The organism is Pseudoalteromonas sp. bablab_jr010 (assembly GCF_016464105.1).
In the GTDB taxonomy this organism is placed as follows: Bacteria; Pseudomonadota; Gammaproteobacteria; order Enterobacterales; family Alteromonadaceae; genus Pseudoalteromonas; species Pseudoalteromonas simplex.
Map to the genome: position 1 here is coordinate 1 of NZ_JACDWV010000050.1, position 15,162 is coordinate 15,162.

Sequence of the window (15,162 nt, forward strand, 5' to 3'; positions counted from 1 at the left end):
ATCTAAAAAGGAGGACATATCATCGAAGTGCTGAATTAGAGACATAAAAAATCCGATATTATTTCTAATATCGGATTTTGAAGCTATGAAAAGATCAGTCAAGTGATCATAAAAATATTCTTAACTGATCAGCATTACGCGAGGTGCGGGTTTAACTAATCACTTACGGTTAAAAGTGACCAAAACGCAATTGCTTAGTAATAACTTGGCCCTGAGTAGTACTAAACTTCAACTCAACTTTGAGTTTTATTAAAAGGCGTAAGAACTTTTCAAAATTATCGTTATATATACCTTTAATATTTATTAAGTCATCTGAAGTGTTGGGGCTTATCCCTGATTGGGCGCCTAATTCAAGAGTGCAATTTGGGAAGCAATTTTTTATCTTGCTCTCTAGTTCTGTTTGATTTAATTCGCTATCACACCAAAACAACTTGTACTCAAAATTTATGGCAGCTCCATTTCCGTAGTTATGAAGGACATAGCGATAATAGCCATCTGTTTTACTGTGGTGCTCAAGTTTTTCAACGACCGGCTGAATAGAGTTCAAGAATTGCTTTTCATTGTGCTTTAAGCCGTTCCAAGCAAATAAAAAAGTAATTAATGCTGCTGCAGTAGCAATCAAATCACTCAATTTTACTTCGAATGAGAAGCCTTAACCAATAATTACCCCAGCTAGGAATGTCAATAAAACTGCTAAAACAATCATCTTATCAAACTTCTGCATGTTTTCTCCTTTTAAGCGTTATAGGTATAAGATTAACATGCAAAGCTTTGTGGGAATATAAAAACAAAAAATCCGCCAGGTCATAAACTAAGCGGATTTCTTCAACATGGAAAATACGAATCAGGGTTGGGGGGGGTTACAAGGTATTAAATATTTTCCACTAACTGTTTATGCGCTGATTGAAAGAAAAGATTCTGGTAGGCTAGGCTTACCAACCATGAGTTTCTCAACTTTACCTACATTACGTAACTCTCTTTCATAATGGTTTTCATTGGTTGTTGGCACGGCTCTGCTTTTCCCTAATGACTCTAGAAGCATAATTGCATGTTCTACCTTGACGATAGGTACATCGTTTATAATTGCTTTTTTTAATCTACCTGAAACTTCGCCAAAAGAATTAGAATCATTTAACATGGCTTTTTTAAATGAAACCACTGAACTTTTTGATGCATTACAATCCCTATCAGCCCCCAACAAACATGATTTAAGGCCAAAATCCGTTACACTAAGCAAACAAAATCCGTTTATCTTACCATCACTGTTAGTAAATAGTATCCAACGGTTGTAATCATATAACGCTTCAGGTGTTTCAAAAAGCAGTTTTAATTTTGGGAACAGCAGGGTGTAGACATTTTTATAAATATTAAACACATCATTTGCTACTTTTGAAAAGTCTTCACCTAAAATATCAACTTTAAAATAATTTTCTGAATTATCCTCATTTAACCAGCTTAAGTCATTACTTGAACTTTCGTCTATCAATATATTGGCTCTAAGTATTACACTTTCATCCATAAATCAATCACCTAGAGTTTCATTGCTATATAACTCATTCTGAATATAGGCTCCTTTACTTTTAGCATCGCAAATTGAGCTCACGATTGTTCTTAAGCGTGTGAGCTTTTCAACAACTTCAATGGCTTTATTTCTGGTTATGGTTGCTTTAAATAACCGCACAGGAATAAAGGGCTTAATACTTACATGCATTATAGGTAGGTTATAGTTAATATTAAATTTTTCCACACTAGGTTTAGCCGTCAATGCTTCCATACTACGTTTAGCTATTAATGTAGCTGCTCTAGATCGACTAATTTCATTTCTTTTTGATGCACGCCATTCTTTTTGAGGGGGTAAATTATAGTCGATTAAAGTTTTTTCAATATGGTTAGTAGCATTGACAGATGTAAGCAGTGTATATATTTGTATTAACTCCTCCAACTCCATGTCAGAATTAATAAGTTCGTTGAATTTAGATGTAATATGAGCTTGTAAATTTTTTTCACCAAGAAGAACATTTTTCTCAATACAAGCGATTAAATCAGACTTCTCCAATTCATTTGATAACCTTGGATATTTAAAGAAAAAATGATCAACAACATAGTCTGTACGAACTTCTTTTCCAAGATTATTTTTAAACCTCGGAAGTTCAGTGAATCCATACTTATCAATCACAGACCAAGAATGTGGTGTTGACCTATTACGTTTTTTAGCACCAATACTGCTTGTTTTAGGCGCCCCTATAACTACGGCAACGGGTTTTGGCGCAGTAAAACAACTATGCCCTTTTGAAGTAACACCTTTAGCTTTAGTCAAACCTTTTTCCAAGTGACCCCCTGTAAATAACCAATACGAAATTAACCTAAATGTTCAATAATAGCACTATCGATTAAAAACATCTAAATTTTCCAAACACTTTCAAAACACTTTCATTTGTATCTAATTTATAAAGCTTTAATAATGCCCATAAATTCTCAAGGCATATATTTTTCTCATTGTGTTTTAAAATATTTATCAGTTCACCATCTGACACTTTATTAAAATCATAGCCAAACTCTTCTAAGAAGGCGTTAATAACTAAATGAAGTGATAACATTCTAGACCACCTAAGTTCATTAGACGGGGTTAATCCAGAAACAAAATCTACTAACTTATCGGCTTTTCTCTGAGTTTCATCATCATTTATAAACGAGTCATAAGCTTTAATTGATTTTAGCAACTGTGTATCATTATCGTACTCAAGTACACACCCTACCATCGCTATGAAGTTATCTTTGAAGAAATGGTCACTATCCATCTTAGAATCATAGTTTTGGCCATCAAATAATGAAACATCTGTCATTAGCAACTGAAACACCTTTAGAAACTTTAAGAAATCCAAATCTTGCTTCTCCGCAACAGTTGAATCTAAAAAAATCATCTCTTTTTCTGTTGAATAACTAACGCCAAAAAAAACAAGTAACCTATATACAAATGACTTTAGGTAATATTTATCACCCTGCTCATTATTCACGTGCCAATTCCTATTATGATTATCCATAAAGTTCCATAATCGACTATCAAGTGTTTCAGCAGCGTTAATAAGAGTAATTTTATTTTTAGATATTACATTTTTTATTTTAACTTTTTGTTCATGTTCATGAGTTTTATTCAGTTTATACTTATGTGATTGTGCATCGATTTTATGTTTTAATTTTTCTATTTCAACATCAGATTCTGTCTTTAGCCTTGATTGCAAGAGCGCAATTTCTTTATCAGTTTCGCTTTTTAGCTCGTTTTTTAATTTTTCTAAGTCAATTGTTTGCTGAGCTTTTTCATTTTGAATGATTCTTTTGGACATTACCGTTGCCAAGAAGCTTGAAAAACCGAAAATTAATAAAGCCCCTCCACCAATCGAAGCTAAAATAGCTTGAACTAAGCCCCATACATCTATATCAGTCATAATCTGTCCTTAAAGTTTTTCTTTTATGTTTCCACGGTGCATACGAACCGAACTAATCACAACCCCCTCAAAAAGATATTCATCATGCTTAGTAACTTTTACCGGTGGGTATTCAACGCTATCAGATAAAAGAAGATTGTTCTTAAGGTCTGCAATCTTACAAACGAACACACCACTATAGGCAGCAACAATTACATCGCCTTGCTTAACATCAACGCTGCGGTCGATTATCAGCAGGTCACCGTCAAAAATTCCAACACCTTCCATTGACCGGCCGCTAGCGATACCATAGAAAGTTGCATCTTTATTTTTTTCTATTAGGCCTGCGACTCCATTTGGTAAATCTTTAAAGTTGTTCGCTTTGTTGAAATTACTTTCTAACACCTCAGTATTCATCTGAAAACTTCTCCTTAATTTCATTCAAATCACTATAACTCTTGTATTTATTTAGCAATTTCAAAATTTCATCATCAGCAGGAAGGTTTGGTAAACTTCTTGAGCTATGAAGTACAATTTCAGCTATTTTATTAAAGTGAAGACTTGCCTCTTCGTTGCTTATTTTTATTGAGCTAGACTCTTTTACAAATATATCTACTTTTTCTACAATTGCAGATTCATACAAAGAGGCTTCCAAAAGGCAACTACCATGTAGTTTCTCTATTCTACCTTCCAACTCTTTAATTTTGATGTTTATAACCGCAAGATTCTCTATAGACTTTTCAGTTTGCTCTTTAACTTGTTCAATACACTTATTAATAGCACTGTCATCTTGACATTGCGCGCAGGCTCCCATTTCTTGGCCCTCCTGCAAAATCAATTTGTACTCATCGAATGACCTAACTTTTAAGATCCTTAGCTCCCAGCATAATGCATAAAACGAAACTAAATTTGATAATAGTGATAAACCTAACTCGTACTTTTTTTCTTTATTCCAGTCGTTGCTTGCGAGCCAAGCTGCTATTAATATCAAATTAGTTGTGTAAGCAATTAAAATAGTAAATACAGCGATTACTACATCACTAAAACTTCCCCATGACCCGCCTTTTACACAAAAAACATAAAACATAAATAAAGCTAAAAATAAAACCAAATAACTAATGGTTACTCTTATAAACCATGCTTTAAAACTTTCCACTAAACTGCACCTTCAATTTTCTCAGCCAAAGCCCTTAGCTTATAAGCAATCGTCGCTTTCGTATCATTCTTATTGAAATAAGCCTCTAAACGTTCATTTTCGATATCTAGAGCTAATGTGAAGTTACAGTAATCGCTAAAGCCTACTGGCTTTACGTTTATGTTGTTGAGCTTTTTCTGCATGCTAATTTCCCTATCAGTTAAGTTTGCGCAATTAATTGTTAACTTTTATAATTACCAAAACCAAAAATTAAAAATACTCTTAATTTATAGATGGTTAAAAGTGTATCGTGTGCGCAATTACTATTCAAAAAAGTTAAAATTTTTGTACTTCTCCCTTTCTGTTTTTACAAAATCTTCTAATTTCCATCGGTCATACGATATTTTTGATATTAGAGCTTTAAAAAACTCCTGGTAACAAGTATTTAGCGCATCAGGTTCACTTTCTTTAATGTACATATAGGCAGATTGACGCTTGACAGTTTTAGAAGGTTTTAACTGCATAAATACTTTATAATAGAAATCCTCAAAAGCAGTTTTTTGATATATATCAAGCGCTTTCAAGATAAAACCTTCATGATTGATACTGCTCACAAGGCCTTTAACCTCATGATTGTACTTTACTGAAATTTCGGACAGCAAATACTCTAAATCTAATTCTTCAATTAGCTTATCTAATAGTGGTATTTTGAAGTACTCAATGTAAAGTAATTTATCTAATGAGAACAAGAAGTCTAAGACTTGCTTGTATTTAGAAAATAACTCAATCGCATGTTTATAGAAATTTATTTTAGTGGACTCAGGCATCTTAGAAATACACTTGGCTGCATGGTACTCCATTATGCTTTTGTGTATAAAGTGATACTGATGACCTTCTTTAAGCAGTAAGCACGTAACTTTGACAATATCATCTAAAAATAAGCTTTCACTTTTACTGTTATGGTCTGTGTAATTTAAGGATTTCTTTGCAATATCCTTAGCCGTTTGAAATGAAATTGAAGTGTAATTACTACGATTACACTCTAAGCAAAATATATTAAAAACATGGTTTAGTTCATCTTTATTTAGTCCTGAAGAAAATTCTCTAACATACCCAGGCTTGGTCGCGTCATGTCTTGAGCACATGACATGAAATAAATTCTCATAAAAACCTTCCAAACTCTGTGGTACATCCCCTTCTTCGACATAATGTATTGCCAAAAGCGTTAGCAATAGTGGGGTTGAAACAAGTGAAGTTATTTTCTTCCCATCTATGTTGTGAATTATATCTTTAACTTGCTCTGTATCAATAAAGAGTTTAGTTAGTAATGGTTCAAAATCAGAACGACGTAATTTTTCAATTTTATATACGTTAAAATGAGCGCTATTCTGAATTGATGAATCAGGTCGAGAAGAAACAATAATAGGTAGATTATGAAATTTACAACACCAAGATTCAATGGATGTAATGGTATCTCTTATATATGCAGATCCTAACTCATCGAAGGCATCAAGAAGTAAAGCACATTTACCAGTAGATAAGATAGGATCTAAATCATCCATAGAAACTTCTATTCCTAATTGCTTTAGCCCATCTAAAATTAACCTTTCTAAGCTGTTGCTTTCTGATACTTTTCTTAGCTCTACAAATATAGGAAGCACGCAACCTTTTTTTAGCTCTTGACTTGCTAAATATCTAAGTAGAATAGATTTACCCTGCCCAGCTGTTCCTTGGACAACTAATTTGCAATTTCTAGGGAAAGTCCCAAGATCTATTACTGTAATTTTTTTACCTTCAGCAATAATCTTTGTTGGGTAATAAAAGCTATTTAAATCAACTTCCTTACTCATTTGCCAAATCGTTTTCACTTTGGAAACTTTTGAAGCTTTTAAGAAAACATCCTTTACTTTTAAATTTTTCAATTTCTTCTGAAGTGATTTATGCTCCTTTACAGAATTAAAAATGTCTTCCGTTAGCAATTTTCCAAATGCTTTAGCTATTCCAAGTTCAGGTAATAACTCCATGTTAAGCTCCAATTCACTTTATCATTTAACAATATATATTAAGAACAATAATTACAATACGTTAGGCAACATCCTCCATCGTTTCATGAATATTTTTAAATATATCTCTCTCCCATTCACTAATTAGCCTTAGAAGCTCTTTAGTTACTTCATCATGTGCGCAGCTGTAGCTTTTGTGATTGATACGGTGATTTGGCAACGACTTCTCTTTGATATTGGCTTACGACCTCTACCATGGCAGTGAATGCAAATATCAGGGCTTGGGCTCGTCGCTTTCTCGCCTGGTACTAAACCGCTGACTTCGCATTCATTACATACCTTCCGTACTTGCTCATATGGCGCTTGTTTAAATTCTGATATAACTACGATTTTACTCTCTATAAACCAAAAAAAGCGCCTTAAAGGCGCTTTGCTGGACAAACATAGGAGGTTAGTAAAACCTTAGTAACACATACTCAAGCATCTTTTTCATGCTGGGTGTGTGCTTTTCTGCATAGAGATAGTAACCCGTTGCACCCATTACAAATTTGGTGCAAAACAGGCTCATTACGATTAGCCAAACGAGATTTTCTGTGGTCTTAAGCTGATAAAACGTAAATCCAACACCACTGATTAGAATCAGTGCGATAATAATCTCTATACGATTGCGATAGATAAATGAGTGTTTAAAACTCATCTATTCCACCGCAAGAAATATCAATCCCCCAATCAGTATCATCAAATACAGAGAAAGAATCACAGCTTGTTGTATCAGAAAAATCACTGTTATCCGTGCCAAATACGTTGCCACCTATATCTACACAATTGCCATTATCAGCATCATTGATAGGTAAACCGGTTGCAGGATTAATCGATGTAGTCGTCATTTTATAACCTCTTAGAGTGGGTGAGTTCTCTTTAAAAGTTAATGATTTTGTGATAAAAAACAAACTCGTTTGACTGCGAAGCTCAGCAACAAACAGTTTGGATTATCACTTTCTTCTTTTCTATTTATCTCACTATTCACAGACAATATTACTTTGTTTTGTTACGAAGTAGACTTACTTTTTCGTCTGAAAGACATCAAATCCAGCCTAATTCGGAACGAAATTAGGCAATAAAAAGCGTCTCAGAATGAGACCAATAAGTCGCGTAATGTGCCGTAGGCGAAGCCGAAGAAACATGGAGCAGCGCGAATGTACAGCTGGTCTGTACTCACCGCGATGATGTTTCGCCCTAGCGAAATTCGGTTGAAATTTGGAACAAATTGAAAAGCGAACCACCTTTTCGATAGAAAAGTAAGCGATATGATGAAGGCGGATAATGGGGCACCCATCGCCTGTTCATAAAGCGGCATTGTGGCGGTGAGTACAGAGCGTAGCTCGGTACATTCGCGCTATGGCTTAATACGCTAGAGCGGTAGCTCGTTGAGTCAGCTCGTTGCGGAGCAACATCAGAGATGACGGGCGTTTTAAGCCATATGTTTGAACAACAACGTTGTGAAGACATCAGCTGAAAGCTACCTGTTGTTGCGATAATCATCGCGACAACTCTGCCGGGCATGCGTATAAAGCATCCCGGTAGGAAAACCGGCAAACAATCGCTAATAAGCGATAATTTGCAAGGTGGGTTGTTAGTTAAAGATTCAAACTAACAACCAAGGTCTTTATACATGACAAGCATCCAAAACAACAATACCAGTAACCAACTTCAGCTCGCCTACCCTCGCTATTTTGATTTTGATATGCGCTACTATGAAGGTGCAAACAATCATCAAAAGTTTAGCAATCGCCTGAAGCTCTCAATCCTCATTGCCATTCGATTCACTATCATCACACCAGGCCTTGTGAGTTGGCTTTATGGCATCTCACACCGATTAGCCTTGGAGCATTTAAATAGACTCACTAGTGATGGCTTTTTAAAGCTCGTTAAAACACATCGCAGCCCCGATGGGCGTGTCTATGTTCCAACCTACAGCGCGGCAAAGTACGCTGAAGAAATAATGAATATTGATGTCTACTTCAGAGCCAATACCAACCCCGCCTTACAGTTTAACCATAACAACGTAATGCATAACCTAATTAACGCCTTCGTGATGCTAAGAGGCATTCACAATTATCACAGTGATGGCACCTACGCCCCCATGTGGCAAAGCTTTATAACTGAACCCGAATTCAAACGCGCCAATACAAGCACAGAAACCCGAACAGTCGATGGCGCAGTTCGCTTATTAGATGGCTCAATTGCAGCCATAGAAGTCGAACACTCCTTTAAAAACAAAACAGCACGGCAAGCCATTCTTCTAAAATACCTAGCCTCAATTAAAAATGGCGAATACGACAAAGTGTTTTTATTCTCCCAGTCGCAGCAAATTTTTGACGACATAAAGCGCCTGCATGAACAATTATTCGAAGAAATGACAACACGGTTCGATAAGAAAACTCGATACCCTCTCCTATCGCCTGAAGATGTTGAGTTACTGCAGTCATCTATTATCTACCGAACCAAGCTATGCGATGAAATAAGTGAGAGGTTTTATGATGACTAAGTGAGTTTTAGATATGGGCAGAGTCATAAGGGCATAACTCGTAACTGGACAAAAACACGTTAGAGTATTTAATCAGTAACGCCAAGCTCACCGGAACATTTTACGGAGAGCGTTTTTGTGAAAACAATGAGGCGAAGCGTAATGCACAAAAACGAGCGTAGAAAAATGTTTCCGTGTGCAGCTTTTTGTTATGCATTGCCCAAATTTAAATTCCTATAGTTCAACTGAGATATTTTAGCCCTTAGGCTTCCCACCAAGTTTTACTATCAAATCGGAAAATGATGGGTTGTCACGAATGAGTTTCTTTAAATCAGCGTTACGTGCATAGCGGCGCGCCATTTTTCCATTGCGGTCGCTCAGCATGAATACTGCATTGTGATATTCTGCAGAAACGTAATTGTCAAGCCAATCTTCAATATCTTGTTTCAATACTATCAATTCTGCACCGACGCTATTGAGCTTTTTAACCTGCTCTTCTTGAATATCCGGGTCAGGTAAAGGTGTAATTATAGCTGCAACGTTTATTGCGCGATTACTTATTAAGTGCTCCGCTAATTGTGCGATAGCAAGTTGCCCCCCCGCAGGTATCACACTAAACTGAACGTCAGTATCGAAACGCTCGAGCAACACTTGAATAGTACGGACATCATCCTCGCCCTCAACCAATATACTCCATTGCTGGCTCTGAACATTATTTTCAACTCTGCGATTATCTTGTTTCGATTCTGAAAGGTATGTCTCTAGAGGATAAAAAGGTTGCCCATAGCTAGAGGCATAACGTCGCTTTGCACGCAGCGCCTCACGCAAGGTTATTTTCCCGTCTTCAATAAGTAAAAGGTCATTGTGACCAAAAAGAATGAGATTCAACTCTTTTCCATTTAGTAATGCGTCGACAGCATCTGTGCTGTAATCCGACATGGAAAAAAAGATTCCGATCGTACCTACTAGCTTGCCATCGACCTTACCTTTAAATGAGTAAAGAGCAGATGCGGGAATAGGGGATGCGTGCCACTTGGCCTCAAGTAGGTAGCAATCCTCGCCAATAGCAAAAGAACCATCAATTTCTTCACCAGACGGGCGCATACTAGTGCGAGGTTCCATCTCCTCTTTAAACAACATCGCATTAAGAATTCGCTCAAAGGCTCTGCCTCTCTTCTGAAACCAGTTAGGGCCGCGCTGCTCTGGTGGCTCTAACCAGTCTCTCAATCGTGTATCTTCCAATTCCACCCCTCACTTATATCTTTTTAATGCATCTTATTGAGTGCTTTATAATGGATTAACTAAAGATCAAATTATTATTATTTCCACTAAAAGCATTCGACTCTCGACCTTGCATAACGCCCGCCTCAACTGCCGGAGGCTACTGGCGCTTTTTGTGCATTTTTTTGCACAAAAGGTGACAGTGGCCAGAGGTCAGATTGCAGGCGCTTGTTAGGCACGGTTAATCGAAGAAATCATCCAAATCTTCGTCAACATTATTAGCGTTTACTATTGTAGCTTCGAATAAATTCTTCATTTGAATATAGTCTGCTTCATGCTCTGAGACAGTGAAAGGTGTGGATTTTCCACTTGTTTCAATTTCAAATCTAAAAGTTGAAACTTCCGTATCTTCATCAAATCGATTACTAAAATATAAAGTGTGATCTTTGTGATTACAAAAATATGATCTATCACCACCTTCGTGCCACTCAATTTTTTCATCTTCTGTTGATTCGTGCAGCTTTTCGACAAAGCCTCTTAGTTTTTTTGGTATCATTTAAACTCCCATATTATCTTTTGAAGTCTTAGTTCCAATCACGCAAGACAAATGGCTACTCATATCGAGCAATACTTCACGTAGTTTATTTTTTGCTCTTGATGACTTAACTGAAGATGAATGATGGCTACAACTCTGCAAAAGTGCACGATTCTTCCGATGATCTGAAGAATCATCATTCATCTCTTCATGGAAAACAGAGCTATAAATTTTGCTGATTGTCAGCAATACACTTGAGGATATTATTTCATTTTTATTAATGGACTCTATTGCCATCTCGATAGAAGCTAAACACTGCGTTATATCTCGTAAACCATAAAGGTCATCCATCTTTTTATATACTTTCTCTGATTCTTCTTTTGCTACTTGCGCAGTGTTCTTTGCATTCATGACCTCAAGAATCGCAAAAATAACACCATATATGGTTGCGTAACCAGTTATACCAGTAAAAATAACAACCTCATCTTTCCTTAAATCAGGAATAAAGTAGAAGGTCATGACTGTTGCAATAATCACAACAAGCAATGAAATTACATGTGGTAGCATATTTCTCCTTTAATTAACTAAACTCGAGTGCCTAACGCCGCATTAAGGTGTGAGCGGCGCTTGGCTATACTTGAGCGAAGCGAAACCGCCAAGCGTTGCGAATCACTCTTAAATGCCTTGTTATGTGATACTTAACGCTTCCACGTAAACATAATCGAGAAATGACTCAACATCATTTATGATGTTTTCAATATACTCTCTCTCGATTTTCAACTGCTTATCATCCACAAGAGACAAACCAGTACCATTGGCTACGATGTTGATTACACTACTTGCTGACTTATATGATGATATATTGCCATCACAATGAACAATACAGTTCCTTAACTTATTCATTGCTTGTATGTTCGCCCATATTGGATTAACTGGTTGCAAGTCCAAACTTGCTAACATTTTAAGATAATTAATAGAGCGAACCACCCCCTCCCCTTTTAAATCACTCACGGAGACAGGATAGCCATTCATTTGTTTCAAACGTACACACAGACTATTGAGAGAAGTTTCTAAAAGTGTATACAATGAAACCAATGTCGATTTTCTATACATGACAATATAGACATTTTCGATATCATGATAGATATCAGAAAAATAATCATCTAACTCATTCAACTGCTCACCTGACAAGCCGATTTTGCTTTCATTATATGAATTTTCAAGACTTGCTTTATCAGAGATAAATTTAGACTCTAACTCTAACGTATAATTTCTAAAATCTTCTAACTTAATTTTAGTTATTGATTTAATTGCTTCTGAAATAACTTGATTCATATTTACTTTTTTAAACATGTAAAACCTTACTGACTAGTCCGTCGTATCACATAACGCTTTGCACAGGGGCAATTAACAGTTGGATATACTTACGCGAAGCACCAAGCCAACTGTTAATTGTCCCAGTGAGTGTACGAACGAACTTTAGCAATTTGTTATATTTCATAGCATTGCCTTTAATATTGTTGCTATTGCAGCTTTTTGCTGCGGATCAGTTGCTTCTTCGAATATCTTTACTAAATAAGGAGTCACATGCTTTTTTTCTTTATTGGACATTAAAAATGAATCGTCAAACCAAATTTGATTATCGCTATCAAGCATAAGCGTAAAAGCATCATTATCACTCTTTACGATGAGTCCAATCACTTCGCCCTCTACAAAGGTTCCCTCATAGATCAAGTTGCTTTTTATAGCTGAAACTCTTGGGTTCATCTCACTCTTAGCCATCGTGGCGCTAACAAAAAACAATGAAATTACTAGAGTCCAAATCTTCGACTTCACCGACACACCTTGATTGAAATATAACGCTTTGCTAAGCGGCTAAGTACATTTTGCTATAATGCGCGGAGCGCGAGCAAACTGTACGTGTCCGTTTGAGCAAATTGTTAACTTGCCAGCCACTGAAGTAATGTGGCTAAGTGACTGAATCCCATAGCTAACAAACTTACGATAAATTTTAGCGAATCTTTCAACCCAAATATTGCCTCAATTACCGTAATAGTTGTTAATAAAAGGATTAGGTTATTGGTTCGTGTTTGAAGCAGTTGCTGCTGGCTTTGGCAGTAGTAATCATGCCACCACTCATTTTCTTTTTTATAGGGTTCATCTATATCGTGGTCTCTATGGTGCTGGTAGGTTTTAATTACCTCACCCTCTTTATCAGGCACCAAAATACAGCGAGTAGCAATAGAACCTTCATGCCAGAATGTATATCGGTCAAAATACAGTTCAAACTCTTCACCAGGGTTTAACGCTTTAACTTTTGGCTTAGAGTGGGCTCGTTGCTCCATGCCACTAAACCCATTCCCCGAGCTAATTATAAACTCAGATATTGTTGCTCCTGAAAATGGTTCTGAGCCAATATTCTTTATTTTTAGACCATATTCAAATGGTTCATTTTGAATTAAAAATGGATATTTTCTAGCGTACCACTTTTTTTTAATAGGCCGATGGATAAATTGAAGCCGCAGATCTGTTTGCTGCTTAGGTAGCATTTCCATTTGCTCTTCTTTATTTTCTTCCACTAAACACTCCGATTTGTGAGGGCAAGTTAACGCCCCAATCAGAGGCAATAAAATAGCTGGTTAAAATAAGCGACGAAGGAGCAAAACCAGCTGTTTTTTGTCCTTTGAATTGGCTTGTTATGCACGACTACATAATTGGTCAAAATTCATTAATTCCAAAGGAGATATCCTATCGAAATCCCACTTAGGTACATAAATCGTCTCATCTCTTAAGGCCTGTGCAAAAGCTTCTAAATCAGCTTTTGACTTTATACCAAGGATACCTGTTATTCTGTTGAAGTAGTCTGTAGATTCTGCTCTTAAAAACAGTTCAAAAGTACCACCTCTAAACGACTTAAATACAAGAGTTTCTGGCCACCACTCTTGCCTTCTCCCTTCGTTAAGACTGTGCATTGCATCTGTGACATACAATACAAAATCAGCTTGCATCATTTGCTCAAATGAAATTCCCGAATCCGAACATCGCCCTTTTAATATGTCGGCGTGTAATGAGAGGCGTCTCAAACCCAATCGCGAATTTCTATGATTCAATGAGTTAAGGTAATGTCTGAAAATACCATAAGACCGCATTTTACTTTGACCAGTTCTTGGGCTTTCTTCTTCAAAGTAGCGCTGAGTAAGCAGGTGTTCAACAACATCAAAGCGTTCATATTTGAGGAAAATAGTAATACACAATAAAAAGCATTCTTGAACAATAAATTGAAGGTTATCCCAATCCCATTCATGGTATTGATTGACACCCTCAGGGCGGTCTAGATATTTAATTAAAGATTCGAAGAATTTATGTATTACAGGAATTGTACCTTTATTTGTGTCGTACTGAGCTAGAGTAGAAAAAACTTCGATTAACTCATTATGAACAGGCATCGCACTAGCGATACTATCAATAACTTTCTGATCAAAGTCATTTGCTCCATTACTAGGCTCAAGTCGGAATTTTTCAATACCTGATGCTAGAATATTGAAATATTCCAATATTGCACCATGTGCATGTGGCCTAGAATTTTTAACAGCTTCAGTCATTCTTCGAAAAGCAACACTGGTGCCTATTGAGATAGATTCGTCTTCTTCCAGAAATGCGGGCTTATTACCTAACTCCGGCTTTACATTTAATGGCTTGTCGTACACCCAACGTAATAATTGTTCAAAGTTTTTTCCATAAAGGTCTTCGTCAGATAGATCTATATAAATCCTTGATTTGTAGAAAACAGGTAGCTTTGTATTTCCTTCTTGGTCTCGGTTTGCAATCACAGCCACAAACTTGTTCTGCTCCACACTTTCATAAACTTCGGCTGAAATTATTTGGGTTTCAGTCCCTACGCCACCAGATCTTTTATTAGCCTTTTCACTGTATTGCTCATCAATGACTAAAATGACTTTTTTAATTTCCTCATCGGTTACCATTTTCTCCATGAAAGCATTTGCGTCATGCCCTTCTTTTAGATCCCATTTATCAAGAATGACATCTACACCACTTTCACGTAGTTCTGAGCCTAGACGAAGAACCCATTCCTCATGATCTGTACTTGACCAGCAATAAGATATAAATAATTTAGGAGCAGACATTTCTAGAAGATATCCCTATAGGTTGAAGAGTGCATAACATGTTTATAGCGAGCTAATCGCGCGTTTTTCTACCACAGCGTAGCTCGTTTTTCTTATTAGATTATTTCTAACAAACTTGTTAACTAATTACCAGTGTTATTAAAATTTAGGAGTTCTCGCTTTTACCTCAGGATA

General features: G+C 36.4%; 18 protein-coding genes. 1 reads left to right on the forward strand and 17 read right to left on the reverse strand.

Features of this window, described 5'->3' with window-relative positions:
• Positions 1 to 169 precede the first annotated feature (169 nt).
• From JIG37_RS02615 to JIG37_RS02660, 10 genes are all read right to left on the reverse strand, one after another.
• Positions 170 to 631 (reverse strand): hypothetical protein, encoded by a 462-nt coding sequence (locus JIG37_RS02615; protein ID WP_199528644.1) that lies wholly within the window; start codon positions 629 to 631, stop codon positions 170 to 172.
• Positions 632 to 892: 261 nt separating this feature from the next.
• Entirely contained in the window at positions 893 to 1,519 is a 627-nt protein-coding gene (locus JIG37_RS02620) for a hypothetical protein (protein ID WP_199528645.1), read from the reverse strand.
• Between the two features lie 3 nt (positions 1,520 to 1,522).
• Positions 1,523 to 2,329 (reverse strand): hypothetical protein, encoded by an 807-nt coding sequence (locus tag JIG37_RS02625; protein WP_199528646.1) that lies wholly within the window; start codon positions 2,327 to 2,329, stop codon positions 1,523 to 1,525.
• Between the two features lie 61 nt (positions 2,330 to 2,390).
• On the reverse strand, positions 2,391 to 3,443 hold the full coding sequence (locus JIG37_RS02630; protein WP_199528647.1) for a hypothetical protein: 1,053 nt from the start codon (positions 3,441 to 3,443) through the stop codon (positions 2,391 to 2,393).
• Between the two features lie 9 nt (positions 3,444 to 3,452).
• Positions 3,453 to 3,839, reverse strand: a complete 387-nt coding sequence (locus tag JIG37_RS02635) for a S24 family peptidase (RefSeq protein ID WP_199528648.1) — start codon at positions 3,837 to 3,839, stop codon at positions 3,453 to 3,455.
• On the reverse strand, positions 3,829 to 4,578 hold the full coding sequence (locus JIG37_RS02640; protein ID WP_199528649.1) for a hypothetical protein: 750 nt from the start codon (positions 4,576 to 4,578) through the stop codon (positions 3,829 to 3,831). Before JIG37_RS02640 ends, JIG37_RS02635 begins: the two co-directional genes overlap by 11 nt.
• Positions 4,578 to 4,760, reverse strand: a complete 183-nt coding sequence (locus JIG37_RS02645) for a hypothetical protein (protein WP_199528650.1) — start codon at positions 4,758 to 4,760, stop codon at positions 4,578 to 4,580. Before JIG37_RS02645 ends, JIG37_RS02640 begins: the two co-directional genes overlap by 1 nt.
• Positions 4,761 to 4,880: 120 nt before the next feature.
• Positions 4,881 to 6,581, reverse strand: coding sequence for an NACHT domain-containing protein (locus JIG37_RS02650; RefSeq protein WP_199528651.1), 1,701 nt, complete (start codon positions 6,579 to 6,581; stop codon positions 4,881 to 4,883).
• A 430-nt stretch (positions 6,582 to 7,011) separates the two neighbouring features.
• The gene (locus JIG37_RS02655) at positions 7,012 to 7,257 is read right to left on the reverse strand and encodes a hypothetical protein (RefSeq protein WP_199528652.1); all 246 of its coding nucleotides are present in this window, start codon (positions 7,255 to 7,257) and stop codon (positions 7,012 to 7,014) included.
• The gene (locus tag JIG37_RS02660; RefSeq protein WP_055022470.1) at positions 7,247 to 7,447 is read right to left on the reverse strand and encodes a hypothetical protein; all 201 of its coding nucleotides are present in this window, start codon (positions 7,445 to 7,447) and stop codon (positions 7,247 to 7,249) included. Before JIG37_RS02660 ends, JIG37_RS02655 begins: the two co-directional genes overlap by 11 nt.
• Positions 7,448 to 8,232: 785 nt before the next feature.
• Here JIG37_RS02660 and JIG37_RS02665 point away from each other — a divergent pair.
• Positions 8,233 to 9,108 (forward strand): hypothetical protein, encoded by an 876-nt coding sequence (locus JIG37_RS02665; RefSeq protein WP_199528653.1) that lies wholly within the window; start codon positions 8,233 to 8,235, stop codon positions 9,106 to 9,108.
• Positions 9,109 to 9,342: 234 nt separating this feature from the next.
• Here JIG37_RS02665 and JIG37_RS02670 read toward each other — a convergent pair whose 3' ends face one another.
• The 7 genes from JIG37_RS02670 to JIG37_RS02700 all read right to left on the reverse strand — a co-directional run bounded on the left by JIG37_RS02670 (position 9,343) and on the right by JIG37_RS02700 (position 14,988).
• Complete coding sequence (locus JIG37_RS02670) at positions 9,343 to 10,329, reverse strand: hypothetical protein (protein ID WP_199528654.1); 987 nt, start codon at positions 10,327 to 10,329, stop codon at positions 9,343 to 9,345.
• Between the two features lie 220 nt (positions 10,330 to 10,549).
• Positions 10,550 to 10,864, reverse strand: a complete 315-nt coding sequence (locus tag JIG37_RS02675; protein WP_199528655.1) for a hypothetical protein — start codon at positions 10,862 to 10,864, stop codon at positions 10,550 to 10,552.
• A complete protein-coding gene (locus tag JIG37_RS02680; protein WP_199528656.1) occupies positions 10,865 to 11,410 on the reverse strand; it encodes a hypothetical protein in 546 nt (181 codons plus the stop codon). It lies immediately after the preceding gene.
• A gap of 120 nt (positions 11,411 to 11,530) precedes the next feature.
• The gene (locus JIG37_RS02685; protein ID WP_061011108.1) at positions 11,531 to 12,196 is read right to left on the reverse strand and encodes a hypothetical protein; all 666 of its coding nucleotides are present in this window, start codon (positions 12,194 to 12,196) and stop codon (positions 11,531 to 11,533) included.
• Between the two features lie 144 nt (positions 12,197 to 12,340).
• On the reverse strand, positions 12,341 to 12,679 hold the full coding sequence (locus tag JIG37_RS02690) for a hypothetical protein (protein WP_199528657.1): 339 nt from the start codon (positions 12,677 to 12,679) through the stop codon (positions 12,341 to 12,343).
• Positions 12,680 to 12,783: 104 nt separating this feature from the next.
• Positions 12,784 to 13,422, reverse strand: coding sequence for a hypothetical protein (locus tag JIG37_RS02695; protein WP_199528658.1), 639 nt, complete (start codon positions 13,420 to 13,422; stop codon positions 12,784 to 12,786).
• A 117-nt stretch (positions 13,423 to 13,539) separates the two neighbouring features.
• On the reverse strand, positions 13,540 to 14,988 hold the full coding sequence (locus JIG37_RS02700; protein ID WP_199528659.1) for a TIR domain-containing protein: 1,449 nt from the start codon (positions 14,986 to 14,988) through the stop codon (positions 13,540 to 13,542).
• Between the last annotated feature and the right edge of the window lie 174 nt (positions 14,989 to 15,162).